Genomic DNA, 22,976 nt, shown 5'->3' with positions numbered 1-22,976 from the left:
CCCACCCTGAAGGCGTGCCGGGGGAGAGCCGTCAGTTCAGGTAGCTGCCCTTCTTGAACTCTTCCCAGCTCATGTTCCATACGGTCCAGCCGTTGCCGTTCTTCAGCTTCTCCTCGGTCCCGGAGACGGTGATCACGTCACCCATCATGGTCCGCTGGAAGAGCCACTCACCGAGCGCCTCGGAGACGTTGACGCAGCCGTGCGAGACGTTCCGCTTGCCCTGCACACCCTCCGACCACGGGGCGGCGTGGATGAACTGGCCGCTGTAGGTGATCCGCTGCGCCCAGTCGATCGGCGTCTTGTAGCCGTTGACCGGGTCCTCGTCGGTGGTGTCGAAGACGGTGTGCGCCGCCTTCTCCATGACGACCATGGTGCCGCTGGACGACGGGGTGCTCGACTTGCCCAGGCTCACCGGGATCGTCTTGATGACCTTGCCGTCCTGCTTGACGGTCATCTTCTTGGTCTTGTTGGAGACCGTCATGATCATCTCGCGGCCGACGCTCATGTCGACGGTCAGGTTGGACCGGCCATACCACCCGTCACCGAGCTTCACGCCCTTCAGGTTGACCGCGTAGAAGATCTTCGAGTTGGCCTTCCAGTACACCTTCGGCCGGTACTGCACCTCGGTGGCGCTGATCCAGCGCCACGCGCCCTCCTGGGCCGGCGTCGCGGTGACCACCATCCGGCGCTCCACCTCGGCCCGGTACTTCTCCGGGATGGACCGGCCGAACTTCATGATCAGCGGCATGCCGACGCCGACCTTCTGACCGTCGGCCAGGAAGCTGGTCACCCGCACCAGGTTCGACGGCTCCTTCATGGTGGTGAAGGACTGGTGACGCTGTTGGTCTTGCCCTCGGCGCCGGGGGTGCTGACGTTCACCGTGTACTTCGTGTTCCACGCCAGGCCCTCGGCCGGGCGCCACACGTTCTCGTCCTTGTCGACGGTGCCCTTGACCTCGGCGCCCTTGGCGTTGGTCACCTTGACCTCGGTGTTGGACGCGTCCTCACTGCTGTATTTCACCTCGGACCAGAGCTCGACGTTCTTCGCGTCGGCCGCGGGAGAGGTCACCGCGACAGTGCTCAGCGTCGGCTCGGCCGCGGGGGCCTGCGACGCGGTGGTCCCCTCGGGGGTGTTGCCACCGCCCTGCCAGGAGGGTTCGTCGTCGCCGCTGCACGCGGTGGTCAGCAGCAGTGTGCCCGCGAGCACCGCGGCCACCGCGAGACGCAGACGCCCCCGGCCACGGGATCGCTCTGCCGACCGATTTCCATCCATCTCCATGGTCCCCTCACGGCGTCGTTCTCCCCGGCGCCCAATAGTGCTCCAAAAACAGCGTCGCACCAATCCCGGTTTCGTGCCGTGACCGGCCTTACGCCATCGATGTACCCCGCCGGGGAGACGAAACCACGAGGAGATCTCTACAGGGCGCTGCCCGCCTTGAACTTCTCCCAGCTCACGTCCCACGGCGTCCAGCCGTTGCCGTAGTCCAGCTTGTCCCCGGTGCCCTTGACCACGACCGGGTCGCCGATCAATGACTTCTCGAAGAGCCAGCGGGCGTTCGACGGGGACACGTTGACACAGCCGTGTGACACATTCGTGCGTCCCTGTGAACCGGTCGACCATGGAGCCGAGTGAATGTACTGACCGCTCCAGGTCAGTCGCTGCGCGTACTCGATATTGGTGCGGTAACCGTCCGCGCCGTCGGTGTCGGTGGTGTCGAAGACGGTGGCCGCCTTCTTCTCCATGACCACCATGTGACCGCTCGACGACGGGGTGCTCTTCTTGCCCAGGCTGACCGGGATCGTCTTGACCGTCTGGCCGTTCTGCACGACGGTCATCTTCTTCGAGGCGTTGTCGACGTTCATCTCGAACTTGCGGCCGATCTTCACGGTCGCCGAGCGGTCCTGGTCGCCGTAGCGCCCGCCGCCGGTGGGGTGGCCGCCGACCGCGATCCGGACCTTCATCGAGGTGCCGGTCTGCCAGTACTCGGGCGCCCGGTAGTAGGCCTGGGTGCCGGCCTCGGTCCACGACCAGACACCCGGCTGGGCCGGTGACGTCTCGACGAACATCCGCTTCTGCACGGCGGCCCGGTCGGCCTTCTTGATGCCCGGGTTGAACTCGACGACCACCGGCATGGCCACGCCGTAGGTGTTGCCGTCGAACAGGTACAGCCCGGTCCCGGTCTCCCGGCCGGGCGCGCCCATCGTGGTGAACGACGTGGTCGCGGTGGTGCTCGTGCCGTCCGCACCGGTGGCGACGACCTTGGCGGCGTACCGCTGCTTCGTCTTGAGGGGTTTGTCCGGCACCCACGCCGACTTGTCCTCGCGCAGCTTGCCGGCGACCGCCTTGCCCTTGGCGTCGGTGAGCGTGACCGAGGACACCTCGCCGTTGCCGACCTTGACCCCGATCTCGGCGCTGACCGGTACGTCCTTCTTGTTGGCGGCGGGTGTGATGGCCAGGGTGACCGGCCCGGCGGCGGTCGTGCTCTCGGTGACCGGAGCGGACGCCCCGGCACTGGCCGTGGGAGCCGGCTCGGCGAAGGCCGGGTCGGAGTCGTCGCTGCACGCGGCGGTTGAGGCGATCAGGCCGATCGCCATGATCGTCGCCAGTGAGCGGCGGAGGACAACCATCGTCAAGCCCCGTTCTTTAGTTCTCAGCGCAGACATACTGACGCACCGACGCAACCGACGGGTCCTCCTTCCGGGTGTTGGCGGCCGATTTCAAGGATCTTCACAGCGCGTGCTAACGTTTTTCTCGTTGCACGACAGCGCGCTGCTAGCTCAACTGGCAGAGCAGCGGACTCTTAATCCGCGGGTTGTAGGTTCGAGTCCTACGCGGCGCACTCTCTCGACGACATGGAAGCCCCGGCCCTGTGCCGGGGCTTTCTGCATGTCACGAGCCGATCGTGTCGACCCGGCCGGTGCCGCCGCAGTCCGGGCAGACGGTGGCCGGCGAGTGCCGGTCCTCGAAGCCGTCGCCGGTGAAGTTGAAGGTGCGCTCCGGTTCCCGGTTGAGCCACCCGGTGCCCCGGCAGCGCAGGCATCGCGGGTGCGGACGTGGCACACTCCATCCACGTCGACCGATCCCGAAGGTCCGCCCGAACATGTGGATCAGCCACCGGCCGACTCTGGTGACACCGACCAGTACGGCCACCACCCCGATCAGCACCAGCACGACGACAGCCAGAAGGACCCACTCCATGGGGCCATCTTGCAGCCCGCGCAGGTGGATGTCGTCGGCTGGTGTCACTACTGGGGGGAGGACCGTTCGGTCAATCAATGCCGACTTTCAACCAGCAGACCTTTTCAAGTACGGCAGCCTGCGGCGAGACTGCCGACCTGAGAACAATCCGCCTGCGCGCTTTCGGAGGGCGTTCGCCACTATGACCACCCCTGTCCCGGTCTCCGACCATCTGCCCAAGTTGGCTACACCCGGGGAACGACTCGGATGGATCTTCAACGACCGTAATCTCTACCTGCGCAAGTTCATGGAGCCGGTGCCCCAGCCGGCCGCCGCGCCGCAGCACCTGTTCGACAAGCTGTCCCGTGCCCAGCACAACCTGACCAAGAAGATCTTTCAGGTCGCCGGCGGCGGTGTCGGCCTCGCGCTGCTGATCAGCTGCTGCGGTGGCAGCGTCGGGGCGAGCAGCAACGGCGGGGCCTACGGGTTCCTCGCCTTCCTGGCCTTCGCGGCGGGCATCGGCGGCGCGGTCTGGCTCGGCACTGCGCCGGGCCGGATCAAGGCCGAGATCGCCGCCGCCCAGCAGCAGCTCCAGTACCAGTACCAGCAGGCCTACGCCGCCTGGGACCAGCGCCGCCAGCACCACGAGTACCAGCAGCGGCAGACCGTCGACGCGATGAACGAGTGGGGTGCGGCCACCCCGTCGAACAGCACCCGCCGCGTCGACATCATCGGCGGCACCACGTACGGCTGGGAGGCCGTGCTCACCGTCTTCGGCGGATCGCTGCTCGCCACCCGCGGCCCGATGGTGCTCGTCGACTTCACCGGCGAGGCGCTCTGTGGCGAACTGCTGACCCTCGCGTCGATGACCGAGCGGACCGTCCAGCAGTTCCGGCTGCCCTCCGAGATGTCCCGCTTCGACCTGGTCGGCGGTCTCGGTGCCAACGAGTTCGTGGACTGCCTCGTCGAGTCGATGTTCGGTGACGCGACCGGCGCCACCCGGGCCGAGCGCAGCCAGGACACCATGCTGCTGCGTGAGGTCTGCGCCGTCCTCGAACCGCAGATCAGCGTCGGCCGCCTGCTCGCCGCCCTACGCGTGCTCACCGACCGGCCGGTCCAGGCCGCGCTCACCCCGGACGAGGTGGACCGGCTGCTGGACCTCCAGCCCGACGAGGTCCGCCGGCAGATGCACCAACAGCTGCGCCGGATCGAGGCGTTCCTGCACCCGCTGGAGGAGATGGGCAGCGAGTCGGCCGCGCCCGGCGACGCCGACCTGACCTGCGTGATCGCCGAGGGCGACCGGCGCAACGCCCAGGCCGAGCTGCTCAAGGACCTGCTCGTGCAGTGGCTGGCCCGCCGGGTCCGGCAGGAGAGCGGCCCGATGGGCTCACTCGTCCTGATCGGCGCCGACGAGGTGAACCACCGGGCCATCGAGAACCTCAGCACCCTCTGCGAGCGGCGCGGCATCCGCCTCGTGCTGTTCTACGCCCACCTGCGCGAGCACACCCTGCAGACGATCGGCGGCGGCGAGGTCGCGCTGATGCGGCTCGGCAACCACACCGAAGCCGGTCAGGCCGCCGACTTCATCGGCAAGGGACACAAGTTCGTGCTCTCCCAGCTGACCCGCACGCTCGGCGGTAACGAGACGCACACGCTCGCCGACACGTACGGGGAGTCGGAGACCCACGGCGGCTCGTCCGGCTGGAGCCGCAGCCACACCAGCGGTCACGGCGGTGGCAGCAGCACCTACTCCAGCAGCGGCGGCACCAACTGGAGCCAGACCCGGAACTGGAGCCAGACCGAGTCCAACGCCCGTGGACAGAACTGGAGCGACGCCCAGGCCGCCCAGCGCGTCTACGAGTACACGCTGGAGCCGCGCGTCCTGCAGGACCTCCCCGAGTACGCGATGGTCCTGGTCAAGAGCGAGGGCCGGGGCGCCGTGGTGCAGGCCGTCGAGGTCAACCCGGACATCGTCACCCTCCCGCGGGTCTCGATGCAGCCGATCGACCTGCTGCCCCTGCCGGATCGGGCCGAAGCCGTCCACCCGGCGACCCGTCAGCCCAGCCAGGTCACCGCGTCCCAGCCGGAACCGCTGGCCGCGCACGACACCGCCGCGCAGGACGCCGCCACCGCACTCAACGGCTGGGGCAACGCCGTGCCGCAGCAGCCCCAGTATCAGCAACAGCAGCAGCCGTACCAGGGCCCCTGGGGCGGCCGGCAGTGACGACCGGCATCGCCGGGCTGTTCGAGCGGTTCCCGGTCAGCCGGGTGCTCGAACTGCCCCGGCGCCCGCCGTCCGGCCGTGACGACCAGGGCGATGCGGTGCGCCGGCAACGGCTGGCCGCGATCGTCTCGGCGTACCACTCCGGCGGTGGGTTGCTGCTCGGCTGGCACCGGGCCGCCGCCGGCGGGCCGATCGAGGTCTTCGCAGCCGGCGGCGTCACCGGTGAACCGGACCGTGACCAGCGGATCCCGCTCTCCGTGCCACCCGGCGCGGTCGGACGCCGGTACGCCGGTGGCGATCTGACCGGGCGGCTGCGCGCCGTGCCGGTCTGGACCCGGGTGGCCGGCCTGACCGACGGGCTGCTCATCGAGGACGAGGCGCTGCGCGACGGCGACCTGCGGCCCACCCTGGACGAAGGGCTGCTGCACGTGTGGCATGGCCCGTTCAGCTGGTTCGTGCTGGCGACCCCGGAACCGGCCGCCGACCTGGTCACCGCCGCCCGGCAGATCGCGCTGGAGGAACGGCAGGCCCAGTCCAAGTCCCAGTCGGCTGACCACGCGGTGGCCGCGGCCCGGCTCCAGCGCCGTCACCGCGAACTCCAGCAGGGCCGATCGACCGGTATGTGGCGGGTGCACCTGCTGGCCGGCGCCGACTCCCCGGCGTCCGCGGCCGCGGTGGCCGGACTGCTCTGCGCCTCGACCGACCTGAGCCACCAGCCGTACGCCCTGATGCCCTCCGGTGTCTTCGGTGACCTGGACAAGATGCTCTCCGTCGAGGACGTGCCGGACTCCCCGGTGCTCGGCGGTTCCCACCTGCTGGCCTCGCTCGCCGTCGCCCCGATCGACGAGGTGCCGGGCTTGCGCCTGGCCACCCGGCCGGACTTCGACGTCACCCCGGAGAACACCGGCCGTGGCGGCCCGGCCGTCACCGTCGGCGCGGTGCTGGACCGGTCGGAGGCCCCGGCCGGTGTCCTCGAAGTGCCCCGGACCAGCCTCAACCGGCACACGTTCGTCACCGGCGCGACCGGCGCCGGCAAATCCCAGACCGTGCGCAACCTGCTCGAATCGGCCGCCGCTCAGGACCTGCCGTGGCTCGTCGTCGAACCGGCCAAGGCCGAGTATCGGCAGATGGCCGACCGGATCGGCGGCGACCGGGTGATCACCATCCGGCCCGGCGACCCGGACGCGCCACCGGCCGGGTTCAACCCGCTCGAGCCGGCCGCCGGATTCCCGCTGCAGACCCATCTGGACCTGACCCGGTCGCTGTTCCTGGCCGCGTTCGAGGCCGACGAGCCGTTCCCGCAGGTGCTCAGCGCCGCGCTGACCCGCTGCTACGAGGACCTCGGCTGGGATCTGGCCCTCGGCGAGCCGCGAACCGCCGGCCACCGGCCCCGCTACCCGACCCTCGGTGACCTTCAGCGCACCGCGGAACTCGTCGTCGACCAGATCGGGTACGGCAAGGAGATCACTGACAACGTCCGCGGCTTCATCCGCGTGCGACTGTCCAGCCTGCGTCTCGGCACCACCGGCCGGTTCTTCGAAGGCGGGCACCCACTCGACCTCGCCGGGCTGATGCGCCGCAACGTGGTCTTCGAGATCGAGGACGTCGGCGACGACCGGGACAAGGCGTTCCTCATGGGCGGGCTGCTCATCCAGCTCACCGAGCACCTGCGGGTGGAGACCCGGCGAGACCCGGCCCTGCTCCGGCTCGGGCTGCGTCATCTCAGTGTCTTCGAGGAGGCACACCGGCTGCTGCGGCGTACCGAGGGCGGCCCCGCCTCGCACGCGGTCGAGCTGTTCGCCGCCCTGCTCGCCGAGATCCGCGCCTACGGCGAAGGCCTCGTGGTGGCCGAACAGATCCCGAGCAAGCTCCTGCCCGACGTGATCAAGAACACCGCCGTCAAGATCATGCACCGGCTGCCGGCCGCCGACGACCGGCAGGCCGTCGGCGCCACCGCCAACCTGACCGAACGGCAGTCCCAGTTCCTGGTCACCCTGCCGCCCGGCACCGCCGCCGTCTTCGCCGACGGCATGGACCAGCCGGTACTCGTCCGGATGCCGGACGGCTCGGACCGCGAACGCGGCGGGCTCACCCCGACCGCCGGTCCCGGCGCCGTCATCGGCCGGCGCAGCACGACCTGCGGCGGCGAATGCCTGTCCAGCGCGTGCACTCTGCGCGACATGCGATCGGCGCAGCGCCTACTGGAGGACGAGCCCTGGCTCGTCGCCTGGGCCGAACTCGCCGTCCTCGGTCACCTCACCGGCTGGCCGACGCCGGTCCCGCGGGCCCATCGGCTGCGGCCGCTGCTGACCATGCCGCTGCGGCTGCGGGACTGCGCCCTCTCCCACGCGGTCGACGAAGCCGTCGAGGCCCGGTCGGCGGCGCTCAGCGACCGGTCCGATCCGGCGACGCTGGCCGGGCACGTGACCGGGGTGCTCAACGGCTTCCTGCGCGGCGAGTTCACCTGCGCGGCCGAGGAGCCGCAGTTCCTGGCGCGGCGCTACCGCTGGTCGCGGATCGCCGACGTCCTCGGTGCCGCGGCCCGTGCCGACCCCACCGCCGCGCGCCATCCCCGCTCCGCGGAGTGGCGGCAGGCCAACGGCCGGGACATTCCCGGCGAGACGGTGGGCGCGCAGGCTGCGGCGGTCCGGGTCTGGTTCGACGAGGACATCTCCGATCCGGAGGTACGGCGTACCGTCGCACTCGGTCGACGGGCACCCAGCGCGCTGGAGAGAGCGGTAGGGTGCTCGTTCGGTGAGCTCGAATGGGCCGCCCGGGCCGGTGCGTTGATCGACGGCGACTTCGCCGGATGCGCCTGGCCGGCCCGCTTCCTCCTACCGTCCGTGCGGAGTGGCGGCTGATGGCCGAGAACGTCCAGGAGACACGCCCGCCCGAGCCACCGCCCCCGCCGCCGGAGCTGCCGAAACCGACCGAGGAGCAGGTCAAGGCCGAGAACAGCGCCGATCCGGTCGGGGTCGACGAGAATCAGCAGGAAGCACAGCAGGACACCAGGAACACGGCCCAGGAGGAGTACGCCAAGGCGCTGGCCGAGGGCGACTCCGGCAGCGGCTCGCAGAACTCCGAGTCGAACGGTGGCGAGCCGAAAGGCCTGGAACCGACCCCGGAATTCCAGGCGCAGCTGGATTCCCGCCAGGGGCTGGGTCTGGAACCGGCCCAGCCGACGCCCGAGGTCCAGTCCCAGTTGGACGACTTCAAGGCGAACAAGGACCTGAATGCCGCCCCGGACCCCGAGGCAGCCACCATTCCGCAGGAGACCCGGCAGCCGGACCAGGAGATCCCGCAGCCGGAAACCGAGCAGCAGGAAACCGGGCAGCAGGAGGTGCCGCAGCCGGAGCCGGAGACCCTGGAGCAGGAGGTCCCGCAGCCCGAGCCGGAGGTCCAGCCGGGGAAGGTAGAGCAGGAGACGCCGGAGCCGGAGGCGCTTCAGCAGCAGGAGACTCAGGAGGAACCGAAGGCTGCGGCCGACGGGTCGGCGAACGGTGAGCAGGCCGACGCCCATGACGAGACGCAGAACACTCTTCAGTCCGAGCTCGACAAGGCGAACGACGGCGGCGACCAGAACACCGAGACCGAGCCGGACCAGACTGCCGAGCCGGACCAGACTGCCGAGCCGGACCAGACTGCCGAGCCGGACCAGACTGCCGAGCCGGACCAGACTGCCGAGCAGGATTTGAAGGCGACGCCGATCGAGGACCGGATGGAGGTCGACCCCGCCACCGCCGAGCGGGTGAAGGAGCTTCGTTCGGAGGGTGACGGACACGCGGTCAAACGCCACCTCGACGCGACCGATCAGCAGACGAAGAACCGGCTGGGTACGCCGGTGGTCGACGCGGACACCGGCAAGCCGGTTCTGAAGGACGGCGCCGTCGAAGCCACCGGAAAGATCGACCCGGCCAGCGGTACGACCAAGGACGCGTTCAAGCCGAACCAGGATCATAAATGCGGCGAGATCGCGTCCAAGTTCGACGACCCGCGGGATTTCGTGAAGGCGGATGATCACCTCCGGCAGAAGGCGTCGCAAAGCAACCAGCCCGGTATCAAGATGGTCAGCGCCGACATCGATGAGGTGCTCGGTCCGGACGGGCATGAGCGGCTGACCGGCTTCAAGCACGACCCGGACAAGGCCGGCGACTACCTCGACGTCGACTTCGACGGCGGGAAGATCCTGGCGTTCTACAAGACCGATCCGGCGAGTGGCGACCTTAAGCTGCACACGATGTTCGTGAACCCACGAGAGAAGGAGTGACATGAGCTCCCACGCGATTCTCCTGCTCGGCAGCTACTTCAACGAAGAGGTTGTCGACCTGCGTCCGGAGGTGCGCGACGGCTTGCGGGACGACGGTCCCGAGGCGTTCGACCGGATCCGCGGTGAGGTGCGGGAGCTGATCCGTGAGCGGAGACTCACCCCGCTGGAGTTCCGGAACGAAACCGGGGTGCGCTTCGCGAACGAGGAGCAGATGTACTCGGAGTTCGAGGGTGCGTACCGGTACTTCTTCGAGGGCGGCGAGGACGGGGCTAGCTGAAGGGCTTTCAGCCTGGTGTGTTAGTGTTCTGCCCGTCGGAAGGCGCTGCTAGCTCAACTGGCAGAGCAGCGGACTCTTAATCCGCGGGTTGTAGGTTCGAGTCCTACGCGGCGCACGGCATGACGAGGCCCCACCTTTTCAGGTGGGGCCTCGTTGCTTTCTGTGACTTGCTGTGAAGACGGCCCAGCCACTTTTCGTCGACGACTTTGTTGACAATCATTTGGCGGGTGAGACGGATTGCAGTGCTCCTGGCCGTACCCCTGATGGTCTTTCTCGGTGTGCGCCCGGCCGAGGCCCACCCGATGCCGCACTCGGTGGTCGTGCTCGACGTGCACCAGACCTCGGTCACCGCGTCGCTGGAGCTGCCGGCCGGTGATCTGGCCACCGCCGGCGGGGGCGCGCCCGACCAGCCGGAGGCACTGCGGGCGTACCTGGCCGAGCACTTCCGGCCCACGACCACGAATGGTGTCGCCTGGACGGTGACCGTCGGTGACCTCGGGTCCACCGCCGCCGAGCAGACCGCCACCGGCCCCTATCAGGAGGTCACCGCCGAGATCGAGCTCACCCCGCCGGCCGGTGGTGACGTCCGACACTTCACCCTCGGCTACGACGTCATCGTGCACAAGGTCGTGACGCACACCACGCTCGTCTCGGTTCGGCAGGACTGGGCCGCCGGTCAAATCACCGAAGGTGACGAGGCCGAGCAGATCGGGACCATCGCGATCGACAACCGGACGATGACCGTGCCGCAGTTCACCGTCGACCTCGGGGCCGGGAGTTCGTGGCGAGGCTTCCTGGCCATGCTGCGGCTCGGCGGTCTGCACATCCTGGAGGGCACCGACCACCTGCTCTTCCTGCTGATCCTGTTGCTCCCGGCCCCACTGCTGGCCGACCGGAGGCGGTGGAACGGGTTGGCCACACCACGGCAGGCGGTCCGCCGGATCGGCTGGATCACCCTGGCCTTCACCGCCGGGCACTCGGCGGCGCTGGTGCTCGGCGCACTGACCCGGGTGACGATCCCGGCCCGGCCGGTCGAGGTGTTCATCGCGGTGAGCATCCTGATCGGCGCGGCGCACGCGGTCCGGCCGCTCTTCCCCGGGCGGGAGGCGCTGGTCGCCGGCCTGTTCGGGCTCGGCCACGGGATGGCGTTCTCGTTCACCCTGGCCGATCTGCACCTGTCCACCGGCCGGCTGGCACTGAGCCTGCTCGGCTTCAACCTCGGCATCGAGCTGGTCCAGTTGCTGCTGGTGGCGTTGGCTCTGCCGGCCCTGCTGGCGCTGGCCCGGCTACCGATCCAGCCGTGGCTGCGGACCGCCGGGGCGGCGCTGACCGCGGTCGCCGCGGTGGGCTGGGCGCTGGACCGTCTGGGCGTCCCGAACCCGGTCGCCGCGGCCGCCGACGCGGTCGGCGGGAACTACTCGTGGATGCTGGTGGCGCTGGTGCTTCTGGCGGTGGCCGGCGCCGTACATCTGATGGGTCGGAAACCGGCCACAACGTAAGCCTTCCGGGCGTCGGGGCGCGGCCCGGCGGGGTCGTATCGTCGGCGGCATGACCCGCGTCCTGCTGATCTCGGGGAGCACCCTGGCCGGCTCCCTGCACACCGCCGCCCTGCGCACCGCGGCCCGGTTCGCCCCGCAGGAGATCAACGCCACGCTGTACGAGGACCTGCGCGAGCTGCCGGCGTTCGTCCCCGGCGAGATGCCCCGGGGCGTGGTCGCCGAGTTGCGGGCCCTGGTCGACGCGGCCGACGCCGTGCTGTTCAGTACCCCGGAGTACGCGGGCTCCCTTCCGGGCAGCCTGAAGAACCTGCTCGACTGGCTGGTCGACGGCGGCGAGCTGGGCGGCAAACCGGCGGCCTGGCTGTCGGTGGTCCGGCCCGGTGTCGACGAGGGCGCACGGGCCGGCCTGGAGGCGGTGCTCGAGCACGGCGGTGCCCGGCTGCTGCGTCCGGCCTGCATCCGGCTGCCGTTGGAGATGGCCTCGATCGACGCCGGCGGCATCATCACCGACGGTCGCCTGCACGTGGCCCTCCAGGACATGCTGGAGACGCTGGTCCGGGCGTTGTCCGAGACCCGCCCGCGGCCGCAGCCGTCCTGGCAGGCGCACTCCAGCGTCTACCCGGTGGTGCGGCGCCCGGACGGGTCGGGTGGGTCCCCGTTCGGCCACGCGAGCGGGCAGAGCGCCCCGAAGTGGCTCAGCTGACCGCTCGTGAGGCGGCCCAGCAGGCGTCGGCGCCGACACAGGTGGCGAGACCGCGTACCGCCGTGCGCAGTTCGAGGAGCCGTTCCCGGCTCAGTGTTCCGGCCACGTTCTTGAGCATGTCCGGGTCGGTGGTCCGGTCGAAGTACTCGACGGCGCCGTTCACGTACTCGATGTAGGTGAACGTGCCGGTGCGCAGCGCGTCGTAGGACGGCGGGATGTTCGCGCTGTCCTTCGTGAAGTCCGGGTCCTTCGGGTCGGTGGCCGGGTCGTGGTGCTCGATCAGGGTGGCGTGCCGCCATTCGGCCGGTTCGGTCCGGGACAGCAGCGGGGTGAGGCTGTGCCCGTCGACCTCGGTCGGAGCGGGCAGACCGGCCCAGTCGGCGAAGGTCGGCCGCAGGTCGATGTTGGCCACCATCTGCGGGCGGCTGCTGCCGGCCGGGACCCCCGGCCCGGCCACCACGAGCGGCACGTTGACGTCGGTGTCGAAGGCGGTCTGCTTGCCGGAGGGCAGCGTGTACTCACCCATGTGGTAGCCGTTGTCCGAGCTGAACACCACCATGGTCCGGTCGGCGACACCGGCTTTGACCAGAGTGGACCGCAGGTTGCCGATCATCCGGTCGACCGACTGCACGGACTGGGCGCGCAGCCGGAACTCCTCGTCCAGTCGCTGCTTCTGCGCCTTGGTCAGCTTCTGCTTGGCGCCGGCCAGCCACACCGAGTTCTCCGGCACCCGGTCGTACGCCGCGGTCCGGGGCGCCTTCAGGCCGGGGAACAGGTCCGCGTCCCGTGGCGCCGGGGTGTACGGGTGGTGCGGCGCGTAGGTGGACACCTCGATCATGAACGGCTTCCCGCTCGCCGCCGTGGTGGTGATGAAGTCCGCCGCCTTCGCCGAGAGGACGTCGGTGAGGTAGTCCTTCGGCTTCGACCCGTACTCGACGACCCGGCCGTTCTCGTTCAGTTTGTAGTCGAAGTTGGGGTAGGCGTTGCCACCCACGAACCACTGGTCCCAGCCCGGCGGCACGTACGGTCCGGGGCCGCCCATCCGGATCCCCGGCTGGTACTCGTTGAGGTACTTGCCGAGGAACGCGGTCCGGTAGCCGGCACCCTGCAGATCGGTGCCGAAGGTGGACCGCTCCTGGTCGCGACTGTGGAAGAGCAGGAAGCCGCCGTCCGACCCGTGGTTCTTCACGATCCCGGTGTTGTGCGGGAACTGACCCTTGAGCAGTGACGCGCGAGACGGGCAGCAGAGCGAGTCGGTGACCGTGTAGTTGGTGAACGTGGTGCCGTCCTGCTGGAGCTTGCGCACGTTGGGCATGTACTGCACGAGGTTCATCGACAGGTCGTCGACCAGCACGAACACGATGTTCGGCCGGGTCGAGGGGATCGGTGCGACGGTGGGCGACGGGGCAGCCGGGGACGACGGCGCGGGCGTGGCGGGCTGTGCCGCGGCGGCCGAGCCGGGTGGCGTGGAGCTCGCGCTGCATCCGGCGGTGACCAGCAGAGTCGCGACGGCAGCGGTGTACCCGAGAGTGCGAAAGCTCATGGCGGCGCGGCTACTCCATCGGTGAGGGGGTTCCCAGGAGGGTAGTCGGCCGAGACGTCCTGCGGTTTCGGAGGTTGCTTACCTCTCGCACAGATGATCATTAAGAAAGTCTGAACGGACACCGATCAACTCCCGATCCGGCGGATAGTGGACACCTTCCCTGGAGGTGATCCATGCCAGTGGCCGATTCCGCGCAGCCCCGGGCGTACGTCGTGATCGTCGTGGCCGCCCTCGAACCGCGACCGCGCCGCCCACGCCGACCCGTCGCCGGTCGCCCGCACCTGCCGATCCGCCCGCCCCGGTCACCGCGGGCGCCGCGCCGCCGCCCGGTCTGAACGCCGAACGGGCCACCGGGAGCGGTATCGACGGGTATCGTCGGAATCCGGTTCCCGAGGGCCCCGGAGGGCGTTATGACCCAGGATCTCCAGATCGACTTCACCGACCCGGCGTTCCAGAACAACCCCCATCCGGCGTACGCCCAGATGCGCCGCACCGGCCCGGTCCGCCGGGTGAAACTGCCCAGCGGCCTGGACGCCTGGCTGATCACCAGATATGAGGACGGCCGCCGGGCGCTGACCGACCCGCGACTGTCCAAGTCGATGTCGCCCCTCGGTTCGACCGGCGCCGGGCAGCCGAGCCTGACCACGGCGATCTCCCGGCACATGCTCGCGGTGGATCCGCCGGACCACACCCGTCTGCGCCGTCTGGTCTCGGCCGCGTTCACCGCCCGCCGGATCGAGAGCCTGCGGCCGCGGATCGAGGAGATCTCCGCCGGCCTGCTCGACGCGCTGGCGGAGGAGCGGTCCGCCGACCTGATCGACGCCTTCGCCTTCCCCCTGCCGATCCAGGTGATCTGCGAACTGCTCGGCGTCCCGGCCGAGGATCAGAACGCGTTCCGAGAGTGGTCCAATGTGATCGTGTCCGGCGCGTTCGCCGCCGACCGGCTGGGCCCGGCGATCAACGCGCTCGTCGAGTACATCTCCGCGCTGCTCGCCGAGCGCCGCGAGCACCCCGGCGACGATCTGCTCTCCGGGCTGATCCAGGTGGGCGATCAAGGTGACCGGCTCTCCCCCGACGAACTGTCCTCGATGGTCTTCCTGCTGCTCATCGCCGGTCACGAGACCACGGTTAACCTGATCGGCAACGGTACCTGGCTGCTGCTGAGCGAGCGCGAGCGGTGGGAGCGGCTGCGCGCCGACCGGGCTCTGCTGCCGGCCGCGATCGAGGAGTTCCTGCGGTTCGAGGGGCCGGTCGAGACCTCCACGTTCCGGGTCGCCACCGAGCCCGTGGAGATCGGCGAGGTCACCATCGCGGCCGGTGACCCGGTGATGGTGGTGCTGCTCTCGGCGAACCGGGACGACGACCGTTTCCCGGACGCCGGCGAGCTGCGGCTGGACCGGCCCAACAACGCGCACCTGGCGTTCGGGCACGGCATCCACTACTGCCTGGGCGCGCCGCTGGCCCGGCTGGAGGCGCAGATCGCGTTCACCGCGCTGATGGACCGGTTCCCGGGCCTGCGGCTCGCCACCGATCCGGACGAGCTGACCTGGCGTCCCGGCACCCTGCTGCGCGGTCTGCACCGACTGCCGGTCCTGCTGTAACCCGGCTGTGACGAGACCCGGCCGGCAGCCGGTGCCGTCGCCCGGCCCGGGCGACAGCACTGTGCCCCAGCCGGCGGGTTGACCTGGCATGATGTCGGCCGTGCCGGAGCCTCACGATCTTCACCAGCCGACCGCGCAGCTGCCCGTGGTCGAGTCGCGCGGGGTGTACCGGGCGGCCGACCACCGCCGTACCGCCCTGATCGTGGCCGGTTCCGCCGCCGTGCTGCTCCTACTGGTGGTGTGGCTGTTCACCGGCGACGACGAGCCGGCCCCGGTTCCGGTCGCGGCACCCCCGTCGGCCACGGCGGCGGAGATCAGCGCGACGCCGGAGCCCGAGGCGACCGAGGAGTCCGCGGCACCCGAGCCGTCCGCGACCGCCGCCACGCCGTCCGCGCGCCCGCTCCAGCCCGGTGATCTGATCAGCGGCCTGGCCGGTCTGATCGACGCGCTGGAGGACGAGGGCGAGCTGGACGACGACGCGGCCGAGGCCCTGACCCGACGGCTGGAGCAGGTCGCGACCAGGCTGTCCCGCGGTGACGTCAAGGCGGCTGCCCGCAAGATCGACGAGTTCCTCAAGAAGCTGCGTGACGTGCGCAAGGACGACGACGTCAGCGGCGACGCGTTCAACCTGCTGGCCTCGGGCGCCGAGCAGGTCCGGGCGGTGCTGCGCCGGGTCTGAGCTCAGCTCACCCCGAGGTCGGCCATCCGGCGGATCTCGATGTCCTGCTCGATGGCGGTCTCCTTGGCCATCTTCGCCAGCCGCTCCTCCGAGCCGCTCTTGAACAGCACGTTGACCATCTCCAGGGCGCCGCGGTGGTGTGCGGTCATCATCTCGATGAAGCGCCTGTCGAAGTCGGCGCCGCGGGCCGCGGTCAGCTCGGTGAGGGCCGCGGCGGGCTGCATGCCCGGCATCGTGGCGTGGTCGTGGGCGGGGTCCGACTCGGGCTGCCCACGGTCGCTGAGCCAGGTGCGGAGGATAGCGATCTCCGGCCCCTGAGCGGCGGTGATCCGGCTCGCGATGTTCTTCACGCCCTGATCGGCTGCCCGGTCGGGTACAAGATCTGCCATCTGCAGCGCCTGCGCATGGTGGGCGATCATCATTTGGGCGTACGTGACGTCGGCCTTGTTGTACGGCGAGGCATCGGGCGGCTGCACGTGATCGGAGTCGGTGACCGACGCTGACTCCCCGGGTCTGCCGGGCACCAGGACCCGGGCCGGGGAGGAGGACGCTGACGGCGCGGCCGCGGGCTCGGGTTCGTCGTTGGAGAACCGGGCGAAAAGGGCGAGTCCGATCGCGCCGAGAAGGACCAGGGTTGCGGCGGTCAGGGCCCATGCGCGTCGGTGTTGCATGTATTTCCTTTCCGGCAAGCGTCCCCATGAGAGGGTCACGACGACTATCGTAACGATCGACATCGCTATCACCGGGGGTACATGGCGACACGACTCGCCGTGCGTTTCCGGTGTTGGTAAGCCGGAAGCAGCGCGGAAGGATCTTCATGAGGCATCCTGCCCCACGAGGGCGGTTCAAGCGCCTGGCGAGTTTCGGGGCGGTCGCGGTCCTGACCAGTTTCCTGGTCACGGCCCCCGCACAGGCAGACCCGGCCACGATCCCGGGTGTGGACGAGATCGTCAGTAGCCCCAACATCAAGCTGATCGCCAACGAGCCCAAGACCGGCCCGTTCGCGGCGGAGAACGCGCTCAACAGTGACCTGGCCTTCCAGGGTAAATATGCGTTCGCGGGTAACTACAACGGCTTCACCGTCTGGGACATCAGCAACCCGAAGGACCCGGTCCAGGCCGTTCAGGTGCTCTGCCCGGGCGCTCAGAACGACGTCTCGGTCTACGGCAACCTGTTGTTCCTCGGTACCGACTCGATCCGCAGTGACGACTCCTGCAGCAGCGTCGGTGTGCCGAACAGTGCTCCGCCGGAGACGCCGCGCTGGGAGGGTGTCAAGGTCTTCGACATCAGCGACCCGCGCAACCCGCAGTACGTGACCGCGGTCAAGACCGACTGTGGCTCGCACACGCTGTCGCTGGTGCCGGGTAAGGGCCGCGACCGTTCGGTGTACGCCTACGTGTCGTCGTACAACCTGGACGTCGTCGACCTGCCGAACTGCGCGCAGCCGCACGACAAGATCTCGGTGATCCGGGTTCCGTTGAAGAAGCCGGCCGAGGCGGCCCTGGTGTCCACGCCGGTGCTCTTCCCGGACGGTGGCTTCCCCGGTGACGCGGATTCCCGCAACACCTCGGGCTGCCACGACATCACGGCGTACCCGGAGAAGGACATCGCGGCCGGCGCCTGCATGGGTGACGGTGTGCTGCTGGACATCTCGAAGCCGGCGGCGCCGAAGGTGATCACCACCGTGCGGGACGCGGAGAACTTCGCGTTCTGGCACTCGGCGACGTTCAACAACGACGCCACCAAGGTGGTCTTCACCGACGAGCTCGGTGGTGGCGGTGGCGCGGAGTGTCTGCCGTCGATCGGTGCGACCAAGGGCGCGGACGCGATCTACGACATCACCGGCCGCGGCAGCAAGCGCAAGCTGGAGTTCCGCAGCTACTTCAAGATCCCGCGGGAGAACGCGGTGACCGAGAACTGCGTGGCCCACAACGGCTCGCTGATCCCGGTCAAGGGCCGCGACATCATGGTCCAGGCGTGGTATCAGGGCGGCATCTCGGTGTGGGACTTCACCAACTCGCGCAAGCCGGTGGAGATCGCGTACTGGGAGCGGGGCCCGCTGAGCACCGACCGCCTGATCGTCGGCGGTTCCTGGTCGGCGTACTGGTACAACGGCTACATCTACTCCAACGACATCCAGAAGGGTTTCGACGTTCTGGAGGTCAGCGACCGCCGTATCGACAAGGCGGAGCGGGAGAAGACGTGGCAGTTCAACCCGCAGACTCAGACCGACTACCGCAAGTACTGGTGATCTGAGGCCTGATCCGGACGGAGCCGGTGCGACCCACTCGGGTGGCACCGGCTCCGTTGTTTCCGGGAATCGGTGATAACGACATCTATCAATGTGAACGACTCTCTTGTTTCATGGTCGTTACTTGCTGGTAACACCGTGGAACGCATTGATGGGAGTCATGTGATGGCCTCACCCGCACCCTTGCGCCGCCTGATCGCCGCCACCGTCGGTGGCCTTCTCGCTCTCGGTTCTCTGACCGCACCGGTCCAGGCCGCGGCCGCGCTGCGCCAGGTGATGTTCGTCGGCAACAACTGGGACGGCACGGTCGACGTCATCGAGCCGAATGGCGGCTACGCGCGCATCGGCCGGCTGTCGGTGATCCCGGACCGCTCGCAGCGGCTCGCCGAGATCTACCTCAACCCGATCCGGCTCGCCTTCTACCTCGGCATCCAGCAGGGTCCGGGGGAGGGGCACGACCAACTCGTCGACGACATGTACACGACACCGGCCGGGGACGCCCTGGTCGTCTCCCGGCCGAGCTTCGCCGACGTGGTCTCGATCGACCTGGCCACCGGGGCCCTGAAGTGGCGCTTCCCGGTCAGCGGGTTCCGCTCCGACCACATGGCGGTCTCCCCGGACGGTCGCTCGGTCGCGGTCTCCGCCTCCACCGGCAACACCGTGCACGTGCTCGACATCGTCACCGGCCGGCAGCTGGGCTCGTTCGCGACGGGCGACAAACCGCACGAGAACATCTACACCGACGGCGGCCGGTACCTCTGGAACAGCTCGATCGGCGAGGTCAACACCGACCTGGACGATCCCTGGCTGGACTTCACCAAGGGGGACCGGAAGATCACGATCGCCGACACCAGCACCTACCGGGTGGTCCGTACCGTCGACATGCGGACCCGACTGGACGCCTTCGGCCGGACCGACCTGTCCGACGCGGTCCGCCCCGCCGTCTTCACCCCGGACGAGTCGAAGCTCTACTTCCAGGTCTCGTTCTTCGCCGGGCTCATCGAGTACGACGTGGCCACCGACCGGATCACCCGGATCAAGGATCTGCCGCAGAACCCGGCCACCGACCCGGACCGTACCGCGTGGGTGAACGACTCCCGCCACCACGGCCTGTCGATCAGCCGGGACGGCGCGAAGCTCTGCGTCGCCGGCACCATGGACGACTACGCGACGGTGGTCGACCGGGCCACCCTCTCCCAGGGCCCGCTGGTCACCGCGATCAAGCCCTACTGGGCCACGGTCAGCGCGGACGGTCGGGACTGCGTGATCTCCGAGGCCGGCGCCGACCGGGTCACCGCGATCAGCTTCGCCACCGGCCAGGCGGTCGCCTCGGTCGCCGTCGGCGATCACCCCCAGCGGGTACGGATCGGTCAGGTCCCGGCCGGCTGGACCGCTCCCTGACCGACGGCCTGGGCGCGCCGCTCCTTGCGTTCGCGCTTACGCCGGTACATGGCGGCGTCGGCCTCGCGCAGCAGGCCGTCGCCGTCCCCCGGCTCGCCGGCCGAGACGCCGACGCTGGCGCCGACGGTGAGCAACTCGCCCCCGATCGGCATCGGCTCGGCGAGCATCGTGGCGATCCGCTCGGCCAGCCGGCCGGCCTCGGTGGCGTCGGTGCCCGGCAGCAACACCGCGAACTCGTCGCCACCGAGCCGGGCGGCCAGTTCGCCGGCCCCGAGCAGACCGGCCAGCCGCTGAGCCACCTCCGTCAACACCTGGTCGCCGGTGTGGTGCCCGTGCCGGTCGTTGATCTCCTTGAAGCCGTCCAGGTCGATCAGCAGCATGCTGACCCGCTCGGTCGCCGCGTTCAGCCGCCGGTGCAGCAGCACCCGGTTGGCCAGCCCGGTCAGAGCGTCGTGGGTGGCCTGCCGTTGCAGCTCGTCGTGCAGGGCCCGGGTCTCGCTCGCGTCCCGTGCGTTGAGCACCACCCCGGCGACGTTCGGGTTGTCGCTCAGGTCGGTGACCACCAGGTCGAGCCAGCGGTACGACCCGTCCGCGTGCCGCCACCGGACCTGGGCGGCGACCCCGGCCCCCGGGGCGCGGGTGAGCAGCTCGGTCAGTTCCGCGACCTGGGGACCGTCGTCCGGGTGGGTGCGCTCGTAGAGCGAGGTGCCGAGCAGGTCGTCGGCGGGCATGCCGAGCACCCGGAACGCGGCCGGGGTGGCGTAGCTGATGCGTCCGTCGTAGTCGATCACCAGGGTCAGGTCGGACGTGTTCTGCACCAGGGCCCGGAACCGCTCGGCCTGTCCGTCGAGCTTGGTGAGCAGCCGCTCGTTGTCGCGCATCGCCGCCACCTGCCGGCCCAGCACCAGTGCGGTGATCACCACGGCCCCGATCGCCACACCCCACACCCGCAGGTCGACGTCGTCCTCCCGGAGCGAGACGACCAGCAGGATCTGGGTCGCGATCACCGCGAAGTAGGGGAGCCGGCTGGAGCGGCCACCCATCCCGACCGACCGGGTCTCGGTGAGCCGCCACACGTGCAGCTGTTGGACCCGGAAGGCCGCCGAGGCGAGCACACACGGCAGAAGTGCCACGATCGCGGCGCCGCCGGGGCCCGGGTCGCCGATCAACCCGAGGGTCACCGGTCCGGCGAAGGCGGTGCCGGACACCCCGATCGCGGCCGCGATCCCGGCCGAGCGGGTGAACGGGGCGGTGCCGCTGAGAATCAGTTTGAGCAGCCCGAACGTGATCAGCAGCATCACCACGGCGGTGGCCGCGGCGCCCCAGCGGTCGGCCGCCTGCCGACCACTCAGGTCGGCGGCCAGCACGAAATACCACAGGAAGACCGCGACGCCGGTGAGTACCGTGGTCGCATCGAACCAGAGCCGCAGCCGCTGCCGACCGGCGCCGCCGAGCGGGTGCCGCAGCATCGCGCCGACCACGATGACCATGCCGAGCACGACGAGGCCGGTCTGGATCGGGCTGACCGCGGTGGTCGACGGGTCCAACACCAGCCGGACGGTCTGATATCCGTCACCGAGCAGGCAGCCCGCGCAGGCGATCACCGCGGCCCACCAGAACCGTCGGCCGGCCGCCGACATGCCCTGGTGGGTGGCGGTTCGGAAGGTGAAGTACACGTTCGCGGCGTCGATGGTGGTCTGTAGACCCCAGGAGACCCGCTGCTGGTCACCGAAGTGCAGGAACCACGGAACCAGGAGCACACCGAGCGCCACCAGGCCCAGCAGGACCGGGTCGGTGACCACGGATCGCTTCGGCATGAGGGCTCCCGTCGGCGACAGCTCCGGATGGCTTCCGGGTCGGTACGTTCCATCGGCCGTCGCCGGGCGGACGTGAGTGATCCGTTCCGGTCAGAGGAACCTTAGAGGAGCGGCTTCGACTGCGTCTGACCTGCGGCGCGGCTGAACGGACAAGGAGCCATATTCGGGTACTTTCTTGGACATGATGACCGGTCGGGGCAGTGCACTGCCGCGGTCGATCGTCGTCCTTTTCGCCCTTCTGGTGGCGCTACTCGCGGCCGTCGGCGAAGGGGCCGCCGGCGAAGGGGCCGCCGGCGAACTGGCCGCCGTCGAAGTGACCGCCGCCGAAGTGACCGCCAGTGCGGCACCGCCCCGCCCCGTGGCCGCCTCCTGCGCGCGGACGGAGCACGTAACCCGTACCGGCGCGGCTGAGGTGTCGACCATCGTCGAACCCGCCGCCGAACCGCCTGCCGTGACCGCTCCGGTCGCGGACCGCGCTCCCGCGCTGACCTCGCAGGACACCGCGTGCGCCGCGGTCTCCCGCGCTCCGCCGCACGCGGCCTGAGACCTCGCGGACGCCCGATCGGGCGCCCGGGGCGACGCCTGTGCTGCGCGAACTCCCCCCACGAGCGGACGGACCCGCCATGAACATCCTTGCCGAGATGCTGCTCGCCGAGCCGACCCCGATGGCCATCTGGGCGGCGCTGATGCTGCTCACCCTGCCCGCGCTGGTGGTGCTGGCGAATCCGGATGGAGTACGCAATCCGGGCACTGCCCTGCTGGAGGCGGCGAACTTCGTCCGGCGGACCCGGCGGCGGAGGGCCGAACGGCGGGCCGCCGAGTCGGCCGAAGCACAGGCGGCGGTGCGGTATGCGCTCGAGGTCCGGGTCGCGGCCACACAGGCCGCCGAGGCGGTCGAGCGGTGGCAGGCGCATTGGCGGGCGGCCGCCGACCGGGTGGACGCGACGTGGGCGGCGTTCCGGGTGGCCGACGCGCGGCGGGCGCGCAGTCGGCAGGCGGCGGCCTTCGGCACGCCGTGGACCCCTCAGGATCCCGCGGAGTACGCCGCCCGCGAGCGTTTCCTGCATGAGGGGGTACGAGCCGCCGTGTCCCGGGCCGAGCTGCCGGTGTCGGCGCTGGCCGACGCCCTGGCCGGCCGGGCCGGGTGGGACCCGCGACGGCACCCGGCCGAGCAGGAGGTGGTCCTGGAGCGGGCGTGCGCCGAGCACCTGGAACGGTTGCATCGGGCCGCGGTCGTGGCCGAGCGGGCGGCCTGGCACGACACCCGGCTGGCGTGCCGGGGCCGGGACAGTCTGCGACGGGAGGCCGGGATCGCCGAGTCACGGGTGGCGACCTGGCCGATCTTCATCATGGCTGCGGGTGACTCGCCGCTCACTGTGGGAAACGGCGCTCACCCACTGTTCCCGATCCACTCCGGAAATGGATGAACGGAAGCAGTTTCACGTTTTCGGAATGCGTGATCGCCCGGTCGCTGGAAGCGACCGGGCGGTGCCTTCCGGGTGCACATCGTGAAAGTCCGGGCCTCAGCGCGGGACTT

Annotated in this window: 19 protein-coding genes, 2 tRNA genes and 1 pseudogene; 15 read left to right on the top strand and 7 right to left on the bottom strand. The window is 69.8% G+C overall.

What is annotated here, in order from left to right; genetic code table 11:
- Positions 1–31 precede the first annotated feature (31 nt).
- The 3 genes and pseudogenes from Q0Z83_RS38740 to Q0Z83_RS38730 form a co-directional block, all read right to left on the bottom strand.
- Entirely contained in the window at positions 32–454 is a 423-nt protein-coding gene (locus tag Q0Z83_RS38740) for a L,D-transpeptidase (protein WP_317797238.1), read from the bottom strand.
- 153 nt (positions 455–607) lie between these two features.
- Positions 608–1,272, bottom strand: a pseudogene (locus Q0Z83_RS38735) (Ig-like domain-containing protein); the annotation flags it as partial.
- Positions 1,273–1,415: 143 nt separating this feature from the next.
- Positions 1,416–2,627 (bottom strand): L,D-transpeptidase, encoded by a 1,212-nt coding sequence (locus tag Q0Z83_RS38730; RefSeq protein WP_317797237.1) that lies wholly within the window; start codon positions 2,625–2,627, stop codon positions 1,416–1,418.
- A 139-nt stretch (positions 2,628–2,766) separates the two neighbouring features.
- Here Q0Z83_RS38730 and Q0Z83_RS38725 point away from each other — a divergent pair.
- Positions 2,767–2,839, top strand: a tRNA-Lys gene (locus tag Q0Z83_RS38725).
- A 50-nt stretch (positions 2,840–2,889) separates the two neighbouring features.
- Here Q0Z83_RS38725 and Q0Z83_RS38720 read toward each other — a convergent pair.
- Positions 2,890–3,198, bottom strand: a complete 309-nt coding sequence (locus Q0Z83_RS38720; RefSeq protein WP_317788309.1) for a hypothetical protein — start codon at positions 3,196–3,198, stop codon at positions 2,890–2,892.
- A gap of 181 nt (positions 3,199–3,379) precedes the next feature.
- On the opposite strand from Q0Z83_RS38720, the gene Q0Z83_RS38715 reads away from it, so the two are divergent.
- The 7 genes from Q0Z83_RS38715 (at position 3,380) to Q0Z83_RS38685 (ending at position 12,147) form a co-directional block, all read left to right on the top strand.
- A complete protein-coding gene (locus Q0Z83_RS38715; protein WP_317788308.1) occupies positions 3,380–5,401 on the top strand; it encodes a hypothetical protein in 2,022 nt (673 codons plus the stop codon).
- Complete coding sequence (locus Q0Z83_RS38710; protein ID WP_317788306.1) at positions 5,398–8,262, top strand: ATP-binding protein; 2,865 nt, start codon at positions 5,398–5,400, stop codon at positions 8,260–8,262. Before Q0Z83_RS38715 ends, Q0Z83_RS38710 begins: the two co-directional genes overlap by 4 nt.
- Positions 8,262–9,668, top strand: coding sequence for a hypothetical protein (locus Q0Z83_RS38705; RefSeq protein ID WP_317788305.1), 1,407 nt, complete (start codon positions 8,262–8,264; stop codon positions 9,666–9,668). The genes Q0Z83_RS38710 and Q0Z83_RS38705 overlap by 1 nt, the downstream gene beginning before the upstream one ends.
- 1 nt (position 9,669) lies before the next feature.
- A complete protein-coding gene (locus tag Q0Z83_RS38700) occupies positions 9,670–9,945 on the top strand; it encodes a hypothetical protein (RefSeq protein ID WP_317788304.1) in 276 nt (91 codons plus the stop codon).
- A gap of 42 nt (positions 9,946–9,987) precedes the next feature.
- Positions 9,988–10,060: transfer RNA gene (locus Q0Z83_RS38695), tRNA-Lys, on the top strand.
- A 112-nt stretch (positions 10,061–10,172) separates the two neighbouring features.
- Entirely contained in the window at positions 10,173–11,444 is a 1,272-nt protein-coding gene (locus Q0Z83_RS38690; protein WP_317788303.1) for a HupE/UreJ family protein, read from the top strand.
- Positions 11,445–11,493: 49 nt separating this feature from the next.
- The gene (locus Q0Z83_RS38685; protein WP_317788302.1) at positions 11,494–12,147 is read left to right on the top strand and encodes an NADPH-dependent FMN reductase; all 654 of its coding nucleotides are present in this window, start codon (positions 11,494–11,496) and stop codon (positions 12,145–12,147) included.
- Here Q0Z83_RS38685 and Q0Z83_RS38680 read toward each other — a convergent pair.
- The gene (locus Q0Z83_RS38680) at positions 12,140–13,690 is read right to left on the bottom strand and encodes a sulfatase family protein (RefSeq protein WP_317788301.1); all 1,551 of its coding nucleotides are present in this window, start codon (positions 13,688–13,690) and stop codon (positions 12,140–12,142) included. The genes Q0Z83_RS38685 and Q0Z83_RS38680 overlap by 8 nt on opposite strands.
- A 173-nt stretch (positions 13,691–13,863) precedes the next feature.
- Between Q0Z83_RS38680 and Q0Z83_RS38675 the strand changes: the two genes are divergently transcribed.
- The 3 genes from Q0Z83_RS38675 (at position 13,864) to Q0Z83_RS38665 (ending at position 15,970) form a co-directional block, all read left to right on the top strand.
- On the top strand, positions 13,864–14,025 hold the full coding sequence (locus Q0Z83_RS38675) for a hypothetical protein (RefSeq protein WP_317788300.1): 162 nt from the start codon (positions 13,864–13,866) through the stop codon (positions 14,023–14,025).
- 75 nt (positions 14,026–14,100) lie between these two features.
- On the top strand, positions 14,101–15,291 hold the full coding sequence (locus Q0Z83_RS38670; RefSeq protein ID WP_317788299.1) for a cytochrome P450 family protein: 1,191 nt from the start codon (positions 14,101–14,103) through the stop codon (positions 15,289–15,291).
- 100 nt (positions 15,292–15,391) lie between these two features.
- Entirely contained in the window at positions 15,392–15,970 is a 579-nt protein-coding gene (locus tag Q0Z83_RS38665) for an FIMAH domain-containing protein (protein ID WP_317788298.1), read from the top strand.
- A 2-nt stretch (positions 15,971–15,972) separates the two neighbouring features.
- Here the strand turns inward: Q0Z83_RS38665 and Q0Z83_RS38660 are convergent, their stop codons facing one another.
- A complete protein-coding gene (locus Q0Z83_RS38660) occupies positions 15,973–16,641 on the bottom strand; it encodes a DUF305 domain-containing protein (RefSeq protein WP_317788296.1) in 669 nt (222 codons plus the stop codon).
- Between the two features lie 146 nt (positions 16,642–16,787).
- On the opposite strand from Q0Z83_RS38660, the gene Q0Z83_RS38655 reads away from it, so the two are divergent.
- Positions 16,788–18,221 (top strand): hypothetical protein, encoded by a 1,434-nt coding sequence (locus Q0Z83_RS38655; protein ID WP_317788295.1) that lies wholly within the window; start codon positions 16,788–16,790, stop codon positions 18,219–18,221.
- Positions 18,222–18,386: 165 nt separating this feature from the next.
- Positions 18,387–19,622 (top strand): YncE family protein, encoded by a 1,236-nt coding sequence (locus Q0Z83_RS38650; protein ID WP_378078898.1) that lies wholly within the window; start codon positions 18,387–18,389, stop codon positions 19,620–19,622.
- On the opposite strand, the gene Q0Z83_RS38645 is transcribed toward Q0Z83_RS38650, so the two are convergent.
- Positions 19,592–21,439 (bottom strand): GGDEF domain-containing protein, encoded by a 1,848-nt coding sequence (locus Q0Z83_RS38645; protein WP_317788294.1) that lies wholly within the window; start codon positions 21,437–21,439, stop codon positions 19,592–19,594. The two genes, Q0Z83_RS38650 and Q0Z83_RS38645, sit on opposite strands and share 31 nt — an antisense overlap.
- A 181-nt stretch (positions 21,440–21,620) precedes the next feature.
- Here Q0Z83_RS38645 and Q0Z83_RS38640 point away from each other — a divergent pair, with 181 nt between their 5' ends.
- Positions 21,621–21,983 (top strand): hypothetical protein, encoded by a 363-nt coding sequence (locus Q0Z83_RS38640; protein ID WP_317788293.1) that lies wholly within the window; start codon positions 21,621–21,623, stop codon positions 21,981–21,983.
- Between the two features lie 79 nt (positions 21,984–22,062).
- A complete protein-coding gene (locus Q0Z83_RS38635) occupies positions 22,063–22,866 on the top strand; it encodes a hypothetical protein (protein ID WP_317788292.1) in 804 nt (267 codons plus the stop codon).
- Positions 22,867–22,976: the final 110 nt, after the last annotated feature.

Source organism: Actinoplanes sichuanensis (assembly GCF_033097365.1).
Classification (GTDB): Bacteria; Actinomycetota; Actinomycetes; order Mycobacteriales; family Micromonosporaceae; genus Actinoplanes; species Actinoplanes sichuanensis.
This window is presented reverse-complemented; position numbering and strand designations above follow the sequence as displayed.

Bases quoted from the DNA above. Each gene is read 5' to 3' on its own strand.
- Q0Z83_RS38655 (WP_317788295.1), top strand. From the start codon at position 16,788: ATGAGGCATCCTGCCCCACGAGGGCGGTTCAAGCGCCTGGCGAGTTTC.
- Q0Z83_RS38640 (WP_317788293.1), top strand. From the start codon at position 21,621: ATGATGACCGGTCGGGGCAGTGCACTGCCGCGGTCGATCGTCGTCCTT.
- Q0Z83_RS38705 (WP_317788305.1), top strand. From the start codon at position 8,262: ATGGCCGAGAACGTCCAGGAGACACGCCCGCCCGAGCCACCGCCCCCG.
- Q0Z83_RS38675 (WP_317788300.1), top strand. From the start codon at position 13,864: ATGCCAGTGGCCGATTCCGCGCAGCCCCGGGCGTACGTCGTGATCGTC.
- Q0Z83_RS38700 (WP_317788304.1), top strand. From the start codon at position 9,670: ATGAGCTCCCACGCGATTCTCCTGCTCGGCAGCTACTTCAACGAAGAG.
- Q0Z83_RS38660 (WP_317788296.1), bottom strand. From the start codon at position 16,641: ATGCAACACCGACGCGCATGGGCCCTGACCGCCGCAACCCTGGTCCTT.
- Q0Z83_RS38670 (WP_317788299.1), top strand. From the start codon at position 14,101: ATGACCCAGGATCTCCAGATCGACTTCACCGACCCGGCGTTCCAGAAC.
- Q0Z83_RS38740 (WP_317797238.1), bottom strand. From the start codon at position 454: ATGACCGTCAAGCAGGACGGCAAGGTCATCAAGACGATCCCGGTGAGC.
- Q0Z83_RS38635 (WP_317788292.1), top strand. From the start codon at position 22,063: ATGAACATCCTTGCCGAGATGCTGCTCGCCGAGCCGACCCCGATGGCC.
- Q0Z83_RS38680 (WP_317788301.1), bottom strand. From the start codon at position 13,690: ATGAGCTTTCGCACTCTCGGGTACACCGCTGCCGTCGCGACTCTGCTG.
- Q0Z83_RS38685 (WP_317788302.1), top strand. From the start codon at position 11,494: ATGACCCGCGTCCTGCTGATCTCGGGGAGCACCCTGGCCGGCTCCCTG.
- Q0Z83_RS38645 (WP_317788294.1), bottom strand. From the start codon at position 21,439: ATGCCGAAGCGATCCGTGGTCACCGACCCGGTCCTGCTGGGCCTGGTG.
- Q0Z83_RS38720 (WP_317788309.1), bottom strand. From the start codon at position 3,198: ATGGAGTGGGTCCTTCTGGCTGTCGTCGTGCTGGTGCTGATCGGGGTG.
- Q0Z83_RS38730 (WP_317797237.1), bottom strand. From the start codon at position 2,627: ATGGTTGTCCTCCGCCGCTCACTGGCGACGATCATGGCGATCGGCCTG.
- Q0Z83_RS38715 (WP_317788308.1), top strand. From the start codon at position 3,380: ATGACCACCCCTGTCCCGGTCTCCGACCATCTGCCCAAGTTGGCTACA.
- Q0Z83_RS38650 (WP_378078898.1), top strand. From the start codon at position 18,387: ATGGCCTCACCCGCACCCTTGCGCCGCCTGATCGCCGCCACCGTCGGT.